This is a genomic window from Caulobacter sp. (assembly GCF_965279145.1).
Taxonomy (GTDB): Bacteria; Pseudomonadota; Alphaproteobacteria; order Caulobacterales; family Caulobacteraceae; genus Caulobacter.
The window spans coordinates 3,324,562-3,339,791 of the sequence record NZ_OZ257139.1 but is presented as its reverse complement, the minus strand read 5'-3'; the positions used below and the strand labels follow the sequence as shown (position 1 = coordinate 3,339,791).

Genomic DNA, 15,230 nt, shown 5'->3' with positions numbered 1-15,230 from the left:
GATTCCGCAGGTCGCGCGATCTTGCTTGTCCGACCGCGGTGCTGTCAGTCTAACGCTAACAAGTCTCCGTTTCGTCCGGCATTCGGGCCATTTGCGGAGACCAGGCTTGAAACCGCTCTCGTTTAAGCGCCATCGCTTCCCGACCGAGGTCATCAAGCATGCGCTCTGGCTCTACTTTCGTTTCAGCTTGAGCCTTCGCGACGTCGAGGACCTGCTCGCCGAGCGCGGAATCGAGGTCAGCTACGAGACCATCCGCTGCTGGGCCAAGAAGTTCGGGCCGGTAATCGCCAGGCGACTGAAGCGGCTTCGCCCCGCCCCTTCTCCACGCCGGCGCCTGGACAAGATGGTGTGCGGGGTGGGCGGCAGGCGCATGTACCTGTGGCGTGCCGTGGACGATGAGGGCGAGGTGCTCGACCTGCTGATGCAGTGGCGACGAGACACCCAGGCGGCCAAGAAACTGCTCATGAGGCTGCTAGGCCGACAGCCCGTCGAGCCCGAACGGATCGCCATCGACGGGTTCAGGTCCTATCCGGCCGCCTTGGCGGAACTGGGCTTGGAGCACCTTCATCGGGCGGGTCGACTCAGGGAGAACAACAGGGCGGAGAATTCTCATCTGCCCATCCGCCAGCGAGAGCGGCGAATGCAGGGCTTCAAAAGCCAGTGGTCCGCCCAGCGCTTCCTCACTACCCACGCCGCCGTCTACAACACCTTCTACACCCAACGACACCTGATCAGCCGCCCTACCCTTCGGCGCTTCCGCGCCGAGGCGCACGGCGCATGGGCGAAGGCCACGGCCTAAATCGGCCAAGTATTGGCCTTCCTCGACTTGCGACGATTAACCTGACAGCTCCCGGCCCAGGCGTGTAGAGACTGGGCGCGATATTGGCGCGAAAGCGGTCGCGTTCCCGTCTGTTCTGCGAGCGCGATAGTCCGGATTTTCAGGGAATAGTGCCGCAAAGTCCGACGCGTACACGGCACCGGACGCAACAGAGACCTGTTGCTTGGACTGGTTGGCGGTGCTGTCAGTCTAACGCTAACAAGTCTCCGTTTCGTCCGGCATTCGGGCCATTTGCGGAGACCAGGCTTGAAACCGCTCTCGTTTAAGCGCCATCGCTTCCCGACCGAGGTCATCAAGCATGCGCTCTGGCTCTACTTTCGTTTCAGCTTGAGCCTTCGCGACGTCGAGGACCTGCTCGCCGAGCGCGGAATCGAGGTCAGCTACGAGACCATCCGCTGCTGGGCCAAGAAGTTCGGGCCGGTAATCGCCAGGCGACTGAAGCGGCTTCGCCCCGCCCCTTCTCCACGCCGGCGCCTGGACAAGATGGTGTGCGGGGTGGGCGGCAGGCGCATGTACCTGTGGCGTGCCGTAGACGATGAGGGCGAGGTGCTCGACCTGCTGATGCAGTGGCGACGAGACACCCAGGCGGCCAAGAAACTGCTCATGAGGCTGCTAGGCCGACAGCCCGTCGAGCCCGAACGGATCGCCATCGACGGGTTCAGGTCCTATCCGGCCGCCTTGGCGGAACTGGGCTTGGAGCACCTTCATCGGGCGGGTCGACTCAGGGAGAACAACAGGGCGGAGAATTCTCATCTGCCCATCCGCCAGCGAGAACGGCGAATGCAGGGCTTCAAAAGCCAGGCCTCCGCCCAGCGCTTTCTCACCACCCACGCCGCCGTCTACAACACCTTCTACACCCAGCGACATCTGATCAGCCGCCCCACAGTCCGACGCTTTCGCGCCGAGGCACACGCCGCCTGGGCGAAGGCCACGGCTTAAATCGGCCAAGTATTGGCCTTTCTCGACTTGCGGCGGTTAACCTGACAGCGCCGTCTAACGCTAACAAGTCTCCGTTTCGTCCGGCATTCGGGCCATTTGCGGAGACCAGGCTTGAAACCGCTCTCGTTTAAGCGCCATCGCTTCCCGGTGGACGTCATCAAGCATGCGCTCTGGCTCTACTTTCGTTTCAGCTTGAGCCTTCGCGACGTCGAGGAGTTGCTCGCCGAGCGCGGGATAGAGGTCAGCTACGAGACCATCCGCTGCTGGGCCAAGAAGTTTGGACCGGCGATCGCCAGGCGACTGAAGCGACTTCGCCCCTCCCCTTCTCCACGCTGGCACCTGGACGAGATGGTGTGCAGGGTGGGCGGAAAGCGCATGTACCTGTGGCGCGCCGTCGACGATGAAGGCGAGGTGCTCGACCTGCTGGTCCAGCGTCGTCGAGACACCCAGGCGGCCAAGAAATTGCTCATGAGGCTGCTAGGCCGACAGCCCGTCGAGCCCAAATTGATCACCACCGACGGGCTCAGATCCTATTCGGCGGCCTTGGCGGAACTGGGTTTGGAGCACCTTCATCGGGCGGGTCGGCTCAGGGAAAACAACAGAGCGGAGAATTCTCATCTGCCCATCCGCCAGCGAGAGCGGCGAATGAAGGGCTTCAAAAGCCAGGCCTCCGCCCAGCGCTTTCTCACCACCCACGCCGCCGTCTACAACACCTTCTACACCCAACGACACCTGATCAGCCGCCCTACCCTTCGGCGCTTCCGCGCCGAGGCGCACGGCGCATGGGCGAAGGCCACGGCCTGAATCGGCCAAGTATTGGCCTTCCTCGACTTGCGACGGTTAACCTGACAGCTCCCTCCTGGATCAAGGGGATCGACACCCCCCAATCGTCCTGAGCGCGCTGCTTGACGCCGGCGACGTCGGCTGGCGTGCGCAGCTGCAGCGATCGCACGAACCGGGCCCAGGCGGTGCGGGTCTCGGAGGTCCAAGCGATTGCCCCTCCCGACTCCAGGGCCGGCAACACCGCCGCCGCCAGGCTGTCGACCTCCTGCATGAACAGCTTTTCGACCTGTTGGGCCAGGTCGGCCGAAAGCCCGGGCATGGCATAGAGATCGTCACTGTATCCCGTCGCGGTCGGCGCGAGGCGTCGAGGCTTGATCTGGCGACCGGCAAACCGCCGGAATTGCTCCAGGCAGCCGTCCGCTCTCGCCCAACGCTTGAGATAGAAAACCGGCATGAAGTGGTGCCGACGCGGCGGATTGGACGGCGCCATCAGCACGAGGTCCTAGTCATCCAGCTGGTTGCGGCCCAGCCGCTCGTCCAGGATGTCGCCGTATCCGATATGGCGAAACCAGGCCTTGAGGTCGCTGACCCGGGTCCTGGCCTCGTCGTTGGCTTCCTCGATCCTGGAGATTTGGGCGGTATAGCGCCGCTCATATTTCAGCAGGCAGGTCGCCTCTGCCAAGTGCTTCTCCATCTCAGCGACCTCTTCGGCCCAGATGTCGAGCGTGCAGAAATCGTAGTTTTGCTCCTCCCGGTGCCTGTCGATGTCGTCGAGCGCCTCGACGGCGTCCTCGACCAAGCTCTTGGCCATGGTGGCGTTCGAACAGTTGCCGATGAACGACAACAGGGTGGCGCTCGAACGGGTTAGCCGGTCGCTCTTCGCGTTCAGGGTCAAGACAAAGCCGCCCTTGGGGCCGCGGTGGCGGGACTTGTGGTGGATCGGCCGCCACCAGATCTGGCCTTCTGCCATGCTGACATAGGCCAGGATCACCGGCACGGTCAGGGACGCGTAATAGTCCAGATGGGCCTCATCCAACGCTACCCGGATGCGCGAGCCCGTGACGGCGGCCCGGGTCGATTTGACCTGCACCTTGATCAGGCCGCCAGTCGCCCCGCGCCGACGATCGAGGATCTCGATCTCCCCGTCGACGCCGAGGTCGGTGGAATCGATCTTGCGGTAGACGTAGCCCAGCTGGTTCTCGATGAACCGCTCGACCTCGCGCTCCCCGGCCTTACCAGTCGCGCCACGGATATCAAACTGAGTCATGTCGCCTCCGCCAGGATTGGCCGGATGGAACCCGACCTGACATCGTTGCTGCTGCGCGCCCAGGACGGGCGATCCGCGATGGCGCCCGCGCGGATCGGCTCCGCTTCACGCCCGAATGACGATCTCGATGGCCGACTCCGGCACCCCGAACCCTTCGGCCAGGCCCGCTTTGGCCTCGGCGATGGTGAGGCCCCGCCGCCCGGGGCGCACCGGCCGGTAGGTGAGACCCTTGAAGTCGATCTCGCTGAAGCTCTCGTCCTTCCAATAGCCGACCGGGTTTCGCCCGGCCCACTGGTTCTCCACCGCCACCTCGGCGTAGTCGCTCATCTGGATAAGCCAGCGCCCCTGGGTCTCGGTCGACGGCACGATGTCCTTGATCTTGCCGACCAGGAACGCTGAGCCGTGCGGCTCTGGCCCCTCGGGCGTGCGCGTTTGGGCGTTGCGGCAGATGACGACGTAGTCGCAGCGCGCCGCGCGCGTGCGGTCGAGGATCCAGGACTGGGTCCCGCCGGCCGCGAGGATCGATTCCTTCGACTTATAGGTCAGGACCGATATGACGTCGCTCATGTGAGCCTCCCCGATGGATGCCGCAATCGTATCTCATACATCAGGACATTAGACAAGACACATTGGCGAAAGTATATTTATACCTGTCCAATCATGGTGACCCCCGCACGGCGTCGAACCGGGTCAGCCAAAGCTTCGCGCTCACCAGGACGACATGGCGACGGAAGGTGCTGTCGTCCTCGTTGGAGAGGCCTGGATGGGAACCCTCCGGATGCAGGCGCTTCATCAGACCATTGACGAAGCTCTTGCCGGCCGGGTCCCACTCGCCGAGGCTCTGATCGAGAAAGCCCTCGCGGCCGAGCCAGTCCCTCGCCGCCACGCCCTTGCCTGGCGACACCCCGTTCGGCGCCAGGGTCGCGGCCATCGCGTCAAAGAGGCCCTCCACGAAAGAACGCAGCTGGCTGTTGGCCGAGGCCCAATTGCCCCGCCCATGGTTCTCCAGCGCTTGGCTAAGGTGCTCGCGGGCGACCCCGAAGCCATGCTTAACCAGCAAGCGAGTGATCTCGTCCTGGGCCTCGGGCAGCTGCAGCTCCTCGGGAGCGGCCAAGTGCACGACCCCGTCCGACACCACGAAGCCGTCGAGCGAGAGCCGGCGGACGAGGGCGGCCTCGCGCTCGGTATGGTAGGGCGGCTCGCCGTAGGAGGAGATCGGCAGCCTCGCCACGGCCAGCTCGACGATGGCGTCCTGCAGGAAGCCGCCGTCCTCGACCGTGCAGCCCTCGTCCTCGTCGAGATAGTCGATCAGAGCGTTGTAGCGCGGTCTGATGCTGCCGCCGTCGCAGGCCGCCGCGACCTCGCGGCCGAGCTTCTGAAACATCCGAGTCAGGTCGGCGTGGGTGTTCACCGCTTTCTCCAGCACCTCGACCGCGGCGATCCGCGTGCCGCGCGAGAAGCGCGGCGCGCCCGACTCCTGGGCCGGCCCGAAATAGGTCTCGACAAGCGCGTTGGCGTTGCGCTCCAACCAGACGCGGGCCTGACGCTGAGTCAGCGGATAAAGGCCGTTGCCAACGCCCTCATGATCGGCCGTGACCTGAAAGAACACGCCGTCGCGCTTGCGGTACAGGGAGACGGCGGCGTCGGACACCGGGCTGGCATGCGGCCGGCTGGCGACGAAATCGGCCGCCTCGGTGTCATAGGCGACGCCATGGAGGATTTTTCTCATGCGCCGAAGCTAACCGGCGCCCCGGCTTGCGCCCAGCCTCGAGTTGATCGGTCGGGGTCGAACGTTTCGCGCTCTGAACGCGAATTGCCACTGTGCGTGCAACTTTCAAGTGACGCGCGTGTCATTAAGGCTAAGTTTGGGTTTGTAACTGCCAGGGGGTGTATGCGTTGACTGCTGTGGAATCTGCGCCAACCCGGACGAGCGGCGCTCAACTCGTGCGAAATGAATTGGCGCGGCGCACAAAACGCCCGGCTCGCGAGTTCACGTACTGGACTTATTTCATCGTCTGCGTCCTCGGCCTCGGCGGCCTCGGATGCTGGGTCGAACTGGTCCAGGTCAATGGCGAAGCGCCTGCGGTTCGCGACTGGAACAACACCTACACGGCGTTAGTGACCTTTTTTCCCGCCCTCATTGCATCGTCGTGCGTACAGATGGTGTTCGAGGTTAAAAGCAAGCCGTGGCACGCCTTCTCAATCGGCTTGCTCATGCTGTCGTTGGTCGTGGGCTTGGCCCTGATTTCCCACGCGCGCCCCGCGTCAGCCTCGGCGTGGTTCTGGGCGATCGTGGCGTGCCTCACTTCCTTGTGGATCTGGTGGATCGCCAACGCTGACAACCCCTCGCTCCACGACGGAGCAAGCCCCGACGACGCCGTTGGCGGCAATCCGGACGCGGCTTTGGCCGGCGACCTTAGCGGCATGAAGGTTTGAGGTCGTCCATGTATCCCGTGACTGTCAAAGCGCTTCGAGTCGAACAGCCCCTGGGCGTCTACTACGTAGCGATCATTCCCGCCGACGTGTTGCTTGACGTCACGTTCAGCGATCGCATGCGCGCCAGCATAGATGATGAGGACGGCTATGACGTCGATGGCACGCAGCGCGGCAAGAAGGGTGGCCGCCCCGCCGAGATTGCCGAGTATATTGACCGGGACGACAGCGCCTTTCCTAACTCGATCATCCTGGCGGCCAACTTCGATCAAGCGACGGGTCTGATCAGTACCGAGAGCCCTGACGACGACGGTGAGAACCCTCAGGCCTGGCGCGTCGTAGAGCTTCACCCGGGTTGCATGGAGCTGATCATCCCTTCGAAGGCCAAGCTCGCGGCGATTATCGACGGCCAACATCGGCTCGATGGTTTTCAGCACGTCCGCAACGCTCGGCGGCGCGAGACAGAGTTGATTTGCTCTGTTTTCATGGACCTGCCCAAGCCCTATCAAGCCCAACTCTTCGCGACGATCAACTCGACGCAGAAGCAAGTGGACAAGAGCCTGACCTACGAGTTGTTCGGCTATAATATTGCCGACGAACCCGCCGAGCGGTGGACGCCGGACAAGCTCGCCGTCTATCTCACCCGGCGCCTTAACACCCGCGACGAGTCTCCCCTGAAGGGCCACATCCTCGTCGCGCCGAAGCGCGACCGGGCATTGGAGGCCTTGAACGAGTCCCAGACCTGGCATGTGTCGACCGCCACGATCGTCGAAGGGATTATGCGACTCTACTCGTCCAATCCCAAGCGCGACACTAATGCGATGCTGGCGTCAAAATCCAAAACCCGGAAAGCCCTAGCCGAGGCGCGTGATCGCACCCCCCTGCGCGCGCTTTACATTGATGGCAACGACGCACTGCTCTATGCGATCGTGCTGAACTTCTTGAAAGCGGCCAGCCACACGCTGTGGAGCGCGGCGCGACCAGGATCGTTCATCATCAAGACCGTGGGGATCCAGGCCCTGTTCGACATCCTTCGCAAGGTTGTCCCACAGCTTCTGAGCCAAGGAGACGCCAGCGAGGCGGCGCTCACGCGGCTACTCGAGCCAGCAAAGGACATCGATTTCTCCGCTGTTGAATTCCAAAACGCGTCAGGCTCGGGTCGCTCGACGATCCGACGTCACCTAGAATCGGCGATGGGTCTCTTGCCGCCTAACCCTTCCTAAAAGAACCGGTCACCATCCCGCTTCCGACCAAGACCGAGCTGATCTTCCCCTCCTGCGCCCTGGTCGGCGAGCGGGAGATTTCCATGCGGGCCGTGACCCGTCGTATAGCCAAAAAACTGGGACTGATAGCAGAGCGGCAGGCCTAGCGGCGGCCTACAAGCAAAGCCCGATTTGACAATCGCATCAGGTGGGCGAGTGTAGGATTGACCCTGGATTGGCGCAGAAACCGTAGCGCGGACGACGAGCGAACGACCTAACGGTTGGCAACCGCCACCGCCGCGCGCAGGGGCCCGCCACTCGGCGCGCTCCGTGGCGACGGTATCGACGAGGAGGGTATTGCGGGTGATTTGCGACGTCACCCACCCCGCCAGCATCGCGCCGCCGAAGGCGCCGACGGCGCCGATCAGCGCCTGCGCGATTTCATCGCCCATTGACCGTCCTTAGATCCTGTCGTTCGCGCGGATGCATTTCTAGACCCGCCCGACGTACCCCACCTCGTGTAGGCGGCGTTCGGCTATGGCGATCTCCTCGGGCGAGAACATCGTGCTGGACCGCCAGGGTTCCTGAACCACCAAAGCCTCGACGGTCACCTCAAGGCCGCCCCGCTCCCACAGGGCGAAGAACCCCTTCGAGGGCTTGCCCGCCAACAGGGCGTGGGCGGTGGCCGGTCCGCCGAGCCTGTTCAGCATGTCGATGAACAGATGCGGCGGATAGCCAAATTCCCGTATCGAGCGCTCGGCAAGCTGGCGCATCGCGACCTCGAAGTCGCGCTCAAACCGCGCGCTGTCCACGGGCTCCGCCACAGCTTGCGTAGCGACGGCGGCGAGCAAGGGCGCAAGATCGCCCTTGCGGGCGTCGAACCAGCGCCCAAGACTTTCGACCGCGCGCAGGCCCTCCACGACCTTGTCGCGCTGGGCTTCGAAGGTCGCGCCGATGGGATCCAAGGCCGGTGTGTCGATCCGAACGAACAAGGCCTTCCCGCCCGTCACCAGATCGCCGGGGCAGTCCGCGAACACGACCGACGCGTCTCGCAACCGTTCCAGGCTCTCGCCGGCGCCGGAGAACTGAAGGTTCGCGTACTTGCGGCCAACGCCGTTGCCGAACTCGTGCTTGAGTGCCACCGCACAGGGAAAGTCAGCGGGTTTGTCCAGGCCGTCGAAGAAGCGGGTCAACGCCTTGGGACCGTCGCTGGACGGCCGCACCGACAGGGCCGGCGCCACCAGACGTGCGAGTTCGGCGTAGGCCTCAGCGAAATCCCGCTTCTGCGCCACCGTCGCCGGCGTCCAGCTCGACACCAACCGCTTGCCGATCAGAGCCTCCAGCAGATTGATCCGAACCGACAGGCGCTGATCGACCTCGGGACCGACACCGCCGATCCGACGTTCCCGCAAGGTCTCGATGATCGCCTCGAGGGAGATGCAGGCGTCGAAATGACCGACGCCCTGGAGGGCCGCCAGGCGCGCGGCCGGCGCGATCAAAACGCAGCAAGCCCGGGAGTCGCCGAGTTCCTGGCGCAATCGGTGCGCTTCCGCGCCATAGGCCTCGGCCTGTCCCGGCTGGAAGTCGGCGGTGACCTTGCTTTCGATGAGAACACTGGCGACCAGCGTCGCGGCGGCGTCGAACCATCCCAGTTCCACGTCGGTCTGACGCCCGTCGCCGCGAGGCGGAGATTTGCGTAGGCGCACCTCGGCCTGCGGCGGCCAGGCGATCTTCCCCGCCAATCGCCCCAGGAACCAGGATCGAAAGGGATCCGAAGCCTGGAGTTCCTCGACGAGAAAATTGTCGAGGTCCCGCTCGCGCACGCGATCGCGATAGACGTCGAGATCCATTGATGTCCCCTCCCCTAGGCGCGTCGTCTACAAGCCGTCAGCCCTCACGGGCGTTAGGTGCGTGCGGTAGTGGACACCGACGCCGGCGACTCTGTCGGTCCCGGACCCGATCCGGAACCCAATGATGGAGTCGTCCGACGCTCGCAGTTTCGTGGCTAGCGCGCTCTCCAACTGCCACGAGGCGTTGATCTCGGGCTGCCACAGGTCGAACCGATCGATCACGTGGCGCTTGGGAGCGATCAGGATCCGATCGGCGCCTGGGTCGGGATCATGGACGGCGAACATCAGCTCGTTTTCCTCAAACACCTCCCCTTCGGTGGGCGCACAGAGCATGCAGCCCGACTGACGATGATCGAAGGCCTGATGCGCCGCGTGGAAGTCGGTGGCGTCCTTGTTGAGCTTTTGGACGTTGCACAGGCTGCACAGGGCTTGAAAATTCCACAGGTCGTTGGAGCCGCCGGCCGTGCGCGGGATGATGTGGTCGACCTGCAGCGCGCGGACTTCATTGCTAACGCCGCACGCCTCGCATCGACCGCGCGCGCGGACCAGAACTTGGTAGCGGATGGTGCCCGGGATCGGCTCGAAGTTCTGGGCCCTGTGACGCCAGATCGCGTCTTGACGACGCGCGATATAGTCCGCGACCTTGGCGTCGCAGACGGCGATCAAGGCCGCCCTTTCCCATTCGTTTGACGGCGCGGCCTCCGAGGCAAGCCTGTAGACGCCGCGCTCATGCTCGATCAGCTGATGGCGTTTGAGCGTCTGCTGCGGATAGCCCTTGGTGATCTCCTCATAATATTCCAGCTGGCTGAGATCCGCGCCTAGAAAGGCGGTCGCGATCTGACGTCGGGTCGCCGCTCCGCCGCCGGCCAGCATCGTGCGGATCATCAGCGGCTGATAGACGTGACTCATCGACATTTGACCGGTGAGGAAGGCCTGCAGCCTCAGAAAGCCGGCGCTGGGCGCCTTGCTTGGCGGAACGCTCGCCCCTGGACTTGCAGTTTCCATAAGCGCCGCCCCCCGTCTCAAATACTCTAGCGCCCCATGGAGGGAGCGTCATAGGCGCAGCTTCGCCGCTAGAAAATCCAGCTGAACGGAAAGCCGCTCACCATCCCGCAGGTCGTGCAGCGGCAGGTTTCGGCCAGGATGATGCGGGCCATGTTGTGGTCGGTCATCTTAAGCGGCGTGTCACAGTCGCCGCATCGGAAATTGGCCGTGAGCATCTTGGTCAGATCGCTTCGACTCTGCTCGGCCGCCTGGCCGCCCTGGGTCAGCCAGTAGCCCTGCGCCGAGCGGACCATGAAGGCCGTCCGCGCCCCCTTGTCCATTGGCCGCATGCGATCGAACAAGGTCGACAGGACATGCGCCAGGAAGAGGATCAGGGTCGGCAGCTGCTCGTAGACGGCGTGGTAGAGATCGTCGTCGCTGGGCGACTTGAAGATCAGGTTGAAGTTCTCCGGCTCGGTGCGCAGCTCCAGCCGGTCGAAGGTGACCAGATGCACGGCGTGCTGGAACAGACGGTAGAGACCATAGGGGTTCTTGGCGTCGAAGATCGTCTCGTGGACGTAGGCGGGATCGATCAGGCCGGCGATCTCGGTGGCGGCCATGGCCTTGGCCAGAATGTCCTGCCGGTGATTGCCCAGGACCTTGGGCTGCAGCGCCTGGGGCCCGCCGTTCGTGAACGCCTCGTAAAAGGCGTCCTCGTCGCCGCACATCCAGGACAGATAGAGCAGATTGTCGATCAACGGCTTGCGCAACAGATTGAGCGCGACGATGGACTTGCGCTTCTCCAGGCAGCGCAGGCCCTCATAGAGGTGGTGCAACACGTCGGAGGTCATGGCCATCACAACCTGGTTGAGGACCACCCGTCGCGCCTGGGCCTCCAAGCCGAGGCGACGCATAGCCTCGATCGGATGCAGCGTCTCGGCGAGCCGCGCATAGGCCTGGGCCTGCTCGGCGTCGGCGAAGTCGTGGCGCACAAAATGCGCCCTGGCCCCCTCGTACTCGACCAGCATGCGCAGGGTCTCGTCATGGAGGAAGAAGCAATATTCGTGGGCCAGTCGAACAGGCTTGGGCAGGCCGCGCAGATGGGCCCGCGGCAGGCGTCCCGCCGTCGTCATTGTCGGCGGACCGACGCGCCGACGGCGGTCGCGGCGACCTCAGTGCGCAAGCGGAGCCGGCTTGATCAACACCACGGTGCGCCAGGAGATATCCTTGCGGCCCAGCAGATCCGGCTTGTCGCACAGGGCGCGATACCCCAGGCCGGCCAGCGGCGCGAGGCGACCCAGCTCCATGCTGCTCACCGGATACATAGCCCGCTCGGCGTCGCCGGGGCCGAGGCGCAGGGTCAAATAGATCTCTCCGCTCGGCGCCAGCAGGTCGCTCAGGCGCTCCAGAGCCTCGCGCCGCTGACGGGGCGGCACATGCATCCACACCGCGCTGAGCACGATGAGGTCGAAGCGGCGCCCCGCGAGCGCCGGCGCCTGCAGCTTGGGCATGGACGTGTCCAGCCACTGGATCTTGTCGGCGCCGTGCAAGGCGCGTCCCAGGCCGCGCATGCGATCGGACGGTTCGGCCGCCCAAACGCGGTGGCCAAGACCGGCCATGGCGGCCGCGTCGCGTCCGCTGCCGGCGCCGACGTCCAGGATGCTTAAGGGCGCAACGCCGGTCAGCTTGGCGGCGAGATAGGGGTGGGCCTGACCGAAATCCAACGCCTCGTAGCGGTCGACTAGGTCTTCGGCGCCGCGATCATAGAACGCCAGGGCGCGCGCCTTGGCGGTGAGCGGCTTGGCCGCGTCCAGGGCGCTGGGGATCATCATCGCGAAGCTGAAGGCGGCGGCGAGGCTGAACATGATCTGGAGCAGGGTCCGAACGAGATAGGGCTTGTCACGCCAACTCTTGCCCGGCGCTGCGACAAAACCGGACGCATCGAACCGTTCAAGCCAAGAAAGGTACTCGTCCATGATGTAGCGCAGACGATGCAGGATGAAGACCAGGACGCCATTGCCCGCGAACGCCAGGCCCAACAGTCCCAGCTGAAACCAAGGCGAGGTCTCGGCCTTGGCGACGCCGAACCACAGACCGCCGGTCAGCGACATCGAAATCACCGGAATCTGCCAGAAAAGCTGATTGAGCGACCTGAGGGTCTGGGAGTTCTGGTCGTAGACGGCCAGGTCCTGCTCGGTCGGCGAGGCGGGCGGCGACGCGGGGACGGCAGGGGGCGGCGCGGGGCGGCGGGCCATGGGAAGTCTCACGATGCGGACGGATGAACCGCCTCGTCTAGCGGCGCGCGGAGTGGCGCGGTCAGCAGAGCGTGAGCCGACGGATTGTTCAAGCCCGATCGGCCGAGTTTCCTGGCACCAGGGTCGTCGGTCCCGGGTCCTGGCCTTAGACTGCCGCCTAGCGGTTCGAGGCGATCGACGACGCGGGAGTCCCCATGGCCCACCTCCAGGGCAAGCGCGTCGGCCAGACGCTCTACATTCACCGCACCGCGCGCGATGAGCTCGAGGCGCCGCTGCGCGACGTGCTCGCCCTGGCCGAGGACATCGCGCAGACCCAGGCCTGGTCGGTGGCCAAGCTACAGCGCGGTGAGCGACGCGTGTCGCTGCTCACCTATGAAGACTTCGAGCATCCCTTCCCCGCCCTTCTCGAGAGCCTGACGATCGATCTGGAGGCTGGCGCGGCGACCCGCCGAACCTATCGGAAGCGAACCAACCCACCGGTCCTGCATCGCAAGGAGCTGCTCCTGCGTCGCGATGACCCGCGCCGCGCCCGATACGGCGGTCTGACGCGCGCGCTCGAGGACCTGGGCCTGCTGCGCGATTCCCGGTTCATCGGCACACGCCGAGCCTGGGACGCGCGACTGGCCGCCGCTGGGGTGAGGGTCATCGACCACCAGCTGGTCAACGATGCATCCGACGCCGTCCCGGTCGTGCGACGCCATCTGGCGGCGATCGCCCGCGACGGGTTTTCCGCGCCGATCCAAGCGTTGCTACGCCACGGCGTCATCGGGCCGGGGACGAGCGTTCTCGACTATGGCTGCGGGCGCGGCTCCGATGTCGAAGGCCTGCGCCAGGCGGGCGTGGCCGCCTCCGGCTGGGATCCCTACTACGCGCCAGACACGCCGCGCAGTCCCGCCGACGTGGTCAATCTCGGCTTCGTCCTCAACGTCATCGAGCGACCGGGGGAACGGCTTGAGGTCCTGGACTCGGCCTTTGCCCTGGCGCGCGGCTGCTTGGCCATCGCCGTTATCACCGCCAGCAACGCCCAATGGGATCGCGGTCGCCCCCTGGCCGACGGGCTGGTGACACGGCGTGGCACGTTCCAGAAGTTCTACGCGGACACCGAGCTGCAGACGCTTCTGGAAGCGCGCCTGCAGCGCGAAGCCTTTCGGGTCGCCGCCGGCGTGTACCTGGTGTTCAAGGACCCGCTGCTGGAGCAGGCTTTTCTGCTTCAGCGCCAGACGCGCCAGTCAGCCGGCCGTCCTCGCCTGGCGCCGTGGCGCGCGGCGGAGGCGCGGCGGGCGAAGATCGAACCTCAGCTGCACGTGCTGGCGGCCGAAGCTCTGGCCCGGGCTCGCGAGCCACTGGTCGAGGAAGTCGAGCCGGTCCTGATCGAGGCCCTGGACGCAGCGAACGTTTCCTTTCGCCAAGCTTGCCGCTGGGCGTTCGAGGCCCTCGACCCGGTCGAGCTCGACCTGGCTCGAACGCAGCGCCGAGATGATCTGCGGGTCTATTTCGCGCTCAACATCTTCAACCGCCGTCAGGCCTATCGCGATCTGCCCGCCAGTCTGCAGGCGGACGTCAAGGCGCTGTTCGGCGGTTTCGGACCGGCCAGCGAGGCGGGCCGCGATCTGCTGTTCTCTCTGGGTCGGCCCGACCTCATGCGAGCGGCGCTCGCAGCCGCCCATGCGCAAGGGCTGGGATGGCGTGACGAGGAAGGCGCTCTGTTCCTCGACGCCCGACTGTTGGACCATGCGCCGGCCGCTCTGCGCTGCCTGGCCGGCTGCGCACGCCGCTACCACGGCGGTCTGGAGGATGCCCATCTTATCAAGCTGCATCGCCTGGGCGACAAGGTCTCGGCCATGACCTTCGAGCGCTACGAAGCCCTGCTGCCGGTGCTGTCGGCGCGCATCAAGGTCGATCTGGCCCGCCAGCGGATCCAAGAATTTAATCATCGCGGCCAGGACCAGAGGCTTTTGGCGCGCTCGCGGGTGATGTCGGTCGACCTCGCCGACTGGGCCGCGCAGCGCGACTTCGACCAACGGTTACTCGCCGCGTGGCCAGGAGAAGCGCCGCTCTATGCCAATGGCCAGGCCTTGGGCGTGAACCTGGCCCAGGCCGGCTTTCCGCACCACGGCTAGTGACGGTCGGGTTCCCGCAGCCAGACGCGTAACGCCTCGCCCGAGAGGCGCAGGGGCACGAGGCGACCGCTGAGCGGCCGCATCAGAACGACCGACCGGCTCTCCTGCGGTCCGCGGCTGACATGGACGGGTCGATCGGGTCCATAAAGATAGAGCCGATCGAAGGGCGTCTGGTCGATGATCAGGGCCGCCAGGGTCCGAGCGTCATGACCCGGAACGTGCAGGTCAACGGCCTGACCCAGGCGCGGGCAAATCGGAACCCCACGGGCAGTCAGTTCGTGACCGGCGTGCTGGTCGAGGCTGGGCGCGATCCGGCCGCCGATGTTTCGGGTCAGGGTCGGGCCGGCGAAGCCATAGGTCAGCACGGGCGCGCCCAGGGCCCTGGCGATGGGATCCAACACGTCGCGCGCCAAGGAGGCGATCGCCGCATAGGTCGCGGCCTGGCGCGGGCAGTTGTCGGGGCGCAGCCGCGCCCAGGTCTCTCCGCATTCGATCAAGTCGCGATAACGGAAGCTCTCGCTCGCCCAGGCGTCGAGGTCCTCCACCGGCGCCATCGCTC

The 15,230-nt window shown here is 65.1% G+C and carries 16 protein-coding genes; 6 read left to right on the top strand and 10 right to left on the bottom strand.

The genetic code is table 11. The features are described from left to right. Positions 1 to 106 precede the first annotated feature (106 nt). The 3 genes from ACQY9P_RS15675 (at position 107) to ACQY9P_RS15665 (ending at position 2,581) form a co-directional block, all read left to right on the top strand. The gene (locus ACQY9P_RS15675; protein ID WP_421738356.1) at positions 107 to 799 is read left to right on the top strand and encodes an IS6 family transposase; all 693 of its coding nucleotides are present in this window, start codon (positions 107 to 109) and stop codon (positions 797 to 799) included. Between the two features lie 285 nt (positions 800 to 1,084). Continuing rightward, on the top strand, positions 1,085 to 1,777 hold the full coding sequence (locus ACQY9P_RS15670) for an IS6 family transposase (protein ID WP_421738357.1): 693 nt from the start codon (positions 1,085 to 1,087) through the stop codon (positions 1,775 to 1,777). A 111-nt stretch (positions 1,778 to 1,888) separates the two neighbouring features. After that, positions 1,889 to 2,581 carry an IS6 family transposase gene (locus ACQY9P_RS15665; protein WP_421738358.1) on the top strand — a complete coding sequence of 231 codons (693 nt, stop codon included), beginning with the start codon at positions 1,889 to 1,891 and terminating at the stop codon, positions 2,579 to 2,581. Here ACQY9P_RS15665 and ACQY9P_RS15660 read toward each other — a convergent pair. From ACQY9P_RS15660 to ACQY9P_RS15645, 4 genes are all read right to left on the bottom strand, one after another. Further along, positions 2,523 to 3,050, bottom strand: coding sequence for a DUF4238 domain-containing protein (locus ACQY9P_RS15660; protein ID WP_421738359.1), 528 nt, complete (start codon positions 3,048 to 3,050; stop codon positions 2,523 to 2,525). The genes ACQY9P_RS15665 and ACQY9P_RS15660 overlap by 59 nt on opposite strands. A gap of 12 nt (positions 3,051 to 3,062) precedes the next feature. Further along, positions 3,063 to 3,827 carry a DUF4365 domain-containing protein gene (locus ACQY9P_RS15655; protein WP_421738360.1) on the bottom strand — a complete coding sequence of 255 codons (765 nt, stop codon included), beginning with the start codon at positions 3,825 to 3,827 and terminating at the stop codon, positions 3,063 to 3,065. Between the two features lie 105 nt (positions 3,828 to 3,932). After that, positions 3,933 to 4,394, bottom strand: coding sequence for a hypothetical protein (locus tag ACQY9P_RS15650; RefSeq protein ID WP_421738361.1), 462 nt, complete (start codon positions 4,392 to 4,394; stop codon positions 3,933 to 3,935). 91 nt (positions 4,395 to 4,485) lie between these two features. After that, on the bottom strand, positions 4,486 to 5,556 hold the full coding sequence (locus ACQY9P_RS15645; protein WP_421738362.1) for a hypothetical protein: 1,071 nt from the start codon (positions 5,554 to 5,556) through the stop codon (positions 4,486 to 4,488). A gap of 215 nt (positions 5,557 to 5,771) precedes the next feature. Here ACQY9P_RS15645 and ACQY9P_RS15640 point away from each other — a divergent pair, with 215 nt between their 5' ends. Beyond that, a complete protein-coding gene (locus ACQY9P_RS15640; protein ID WP_421738363.1) occupies positions 5,772 to 6,263 on the top strand; it encodes a hypothetical protein in 492 nt (163 codons plus the stop codon). Between the two features lie 8 nt (positions 6,264 to 6,271). Continuing rightward, a complete protein-coding gene (locus tag ACQY9P_RS15635; protein ID WP_421738364.1) occupies positions 6,272 to 7,483 on the top strand; it encodes a DNA phosphorothioation-associated DGQHR protein 1 in 1,212 nt (403 codons plus the stop codon). Here ACQY9P_RS15635 and ACQY9P_RS15630 read toward each other — a convergent pair. The 5 genes from ACQY9P_RS15630 to ACQY9P_RS15610 form a co-directional block, all read right to left on the bottom strand. Then, entirely contained in the window at positions 7,480 to 7,914 is a 435-nt protein-coding gene (locus ACQY9P_RS15630; RefSeq protein ID WP_421738365.1) for a hypothetical protein, read from the bottom strand. The two genes, ACQY9P_RS15635 and ACQY9P_RS15630, sit on opposite strands and share 4 nt — an antisense overlap. Positions 7,915 to 7,953: 39 nt before the next feature. Then, on the bottom strand, positions 7,954 to 9,312 hold the full coding sequence (locus ACQY9P_RS15625) for a hypothetical protein (RefSeq protein ID WP_421738366.1): 1,359 nt from the start codon (positions 9,310 to 9,312) through the stop codon (positions 7,954 to 7,956). 27 nt (positions 9,313 to 9,339) lie between these two features. Beyond that, positions 9,340 to 10,221 carry an HNH endonuclease gene (locus tag ACQY9P_RS15620; protein ID WP_421738367.1) on the bottom strand — a complete coding sequence of 294 codons (882 nt, stop codon included), beginning with the start codon at positions 10,219 to 10,221 and terminating at the stop codon, positions 9,340 to 9,342. Positions 10,222 to 10,385: 164 nt separating this feature from the next. Then, positions 10,386 to 11,429, bottom strand: a complete 1,044-nt coding sequence (locus ACQY9P_RS15615; RefSeq protein ID WP_421738368.1) for a hypothetical protein — start codon at positions 11,427 to 11,429, stop codon at positions 10,386 to 10,388. 39 nt (positions 11,430 to 11,468) lie between these two features. Further along, positions 11,469 to 12,551 (bottom strand): class I SAM-dependent methyltransferase, encoded by a 1,083-nt coding sequence (locus tag ACQY9P_RS15610; protein WP_421738369.1) that lies wholly within the window; start codon positions 12,549 to 12,551, stop codon positions 11,469 to 11,471. A 194-nt stretch (positions 12,552 to 12,745) separates the two neighbouring features. Here ACQY9P_RS15610 and ACQY9P_RS15605 point away from each other — a divergent pair, with 194 nt between their 5' ends. Then, complete coding sequence (locus ACQY9P_RS15605; protein WP_421738370.1) at positions 12,746 to 14,671, top strand: DNA phosphorothioation-associated putative methyltransferase; 1,926 nt, start codon at positions 12,746 to 12,748, stop codon at positions 14,669 to 14,671. Here the strand turns inward: ACQY9P_RS15605 and ACQY9P_RS15600 are convergent. Continuing rightward, positions 14,668 to 15,225, bottom strand: a complete 558-nt coding sequence (locus tag ACQY9P_RS15600; protein WP_421738371.1) for a hypothetical protein — start codon at positions 15,223 to 15,225, stop codon at positions 14,668 to 14,670. The two genes, ACQY9P_RS15605 and ACQY9P_RS15600, sit on opposite strands and share 4 nt — an antisense overlap. Positions 15,226 to 15,230 lie beyond the last annotated feature (5 nt).